The sequence below is a fragment of the Pseudomonas sp. SST3 genome, from assembly GCF_003325755.1.
This window is the reverse complement of record NZ_QORI02000230.1, coordinates 1-1,496: the sequence shown is the minus strand read 5'-3', so window position 1 is coordinate 1,496 and position 1,496 is coordinate 1. Positions and strand designations below refer to the sequence as shown.

4 protein-coding genes are annotated in these 1,496 nt (G+C 56.1%); all 4 read right to left on the bottom strand.

Annotated features, from left to right (window positions below; translation table 11 throughout):
- A partial coding sequence (locus DQ405_RS28880; RefSeq protein WP_168426512.1) for a transposase occupies positions 1–163 on the bottom strand: 163 nt, incomplete at its 3' end.
- A gap of 58 nt (positions 164–221) precedes the next feature.
- Positions 222–596, bottom strand: a complete 375-nt coding sequence (locus DQ405_RS26905; RefSeq protein ID WP_168426511.1) for a hypothetical protein — start codon at positions 594–596, stop codon at positions 222–224.
- A gap of 134 nt (positions 597–730) precedes the next feature.
- Positions 731–1,198, bottom strand: a complete 468-nt coding sequence (locus tag DQ405_RS26900) for a hypothetical protein (RefSeq protein WP_241730245.1) — start codon at positions 1,196–1,198, stop codon at positions 731–733.
- Positions 1,198–1,496, bottom strand: a 299-nt coding sequence (locus DQ405_RS26895) for a hypothetical protein (RefSeq protein WP_206678951.1), incomplete at its 5' end; no start/stop codon positions are given. The genes DQ405_RS26895 and DQ405_RS26900, both read right to left, overlap by 1 nt.

Sequence of the window (1,496 nt, the reverse complement as noted above, 5' to 3'; positions counted from 1 at the left end):
ACGCCGCTGGTGGCTGATCTCGGTAAAGCGGTAGCCACTTGCGAATGACGTTGGCGTTGATGCCATGGCGTATGGCCACGCTGGAAACGCTAGCACCGGATTGCAGGCACTCCTGAACAACCTGGGCCTTGAACGGTTTGGGGTAAGAGCTTCGTTGGCGCATGGAAATCCCGGCGATAAGGGCTATCGCGTCCGCTTAAAAAACGCGGACACCATCGCCCTTAATGCTGGAGTTCGGAAGGTGAGTTGGCTGGACGCTTACGATTCTGCGACTTGAGCGCCAGTCGCATGTAGCGCTCCATCACTTCTATATTCCGTGCTGTAAGAGCTTGGCTAGCCAGCTTAGCGAACAACCCATCCAGGGTGTGAGCCTGAGCTATCAGCATACTCTGCGCTCGCGACAGGTCGTCCATGTGAACGGCAGCGGTTTGCCGCTTGAGCTCGCTGATCATTTCACGGATCTGCGACCGCTCGATATCTTGGCAAATCGTGAGCACCGAGGCACTCAGGCATTCCGGGCTTGTCACCGTCTGGGCCAGGTTGTAATTGGGGGACTCGTCCTGGCGTACTCCGACCTTCTGGTTCTGCTTGCTCATATGGCCTCCGTGGAACGAACAGGGCTCTAGGACTCTGCTTGGTAAATCTAAAAAGGAGTACGGTTTCTGTACTGGGCAGTTGCTTGCCATCGGTACAGATTTCGTACCCACGAACGGCTTTTCGTCGCCGCTTATCATTTCATCGGTACAGTTTCTGTACGCTGCCGGTTCAATTTCTGTACCGGGTACTGCGCTCGCTCCAGGCTGAACTTTCTGGGTGCTGCCGTGGTGGGGGACACCTCGAGCTTTCCTCCACACTCGTCAATTGGGTGCCAGGTAACAGCGTACAGGGCGCAGCATCCGCCAGGCTTCATGAAGCGGCCTTCCCGAGTGCGCGTGATCAAATTGCCGTTCTGTAATTCGGCAAGAGCGTTGGTAAGCGTGGACTTACTGCCGATGCCCCAGCCCTTTGCGCTAGAGAACGCTGCACTGAGATCGCCGTTATTGTTTCCCCGGTACTGCCGGAGTAGGCCCAGCAGCACCTTGGTTGCGCTGCCAGAAAGTGATAGAAAATCTTCGCTATCCATGACCATATGCGGAAGTGCGGCAAAGGTTCCAGATTCGCGGCGTCCCTTGGTTTTAAGCCGGTTTCGTGCCACCACTAATTCTCCAGGCGCACCAGCACCCAGTGCGCTAGCTCCCGGTCGGACGGAGGCAAGCTATAGCGGCTGACCAAGCATGCCGTCTTCCAGCGGTTCGGCGATTTCTTAGGCTGATGCTTGGTGATCTGGCCATGCACTTTTGCAACACTGTCGATCGTGCTGTTAGGGAGGTGGTAGTCCTGGGCCTCGGCTGCAAAGCGGTAGAGTTTGGCTTCATTCATCCGGAATGCTGGGATGCGAGTAATGTCGCTAGTAGAGGCAGGCTTGCGCATTAGGCCTCCTTGTTCAGCTGAGCTAT

Bases quoted from the DNA above. Each gene is read 5' to 3' on its own strand.
- DQ405_RS26905 (WP_168426511.1), bottom strand. From the start codon at position 596: ATGAGCAAGCAGAACCAGAAGGTCGGAGTACGCCAGGACGAGTCCCCC.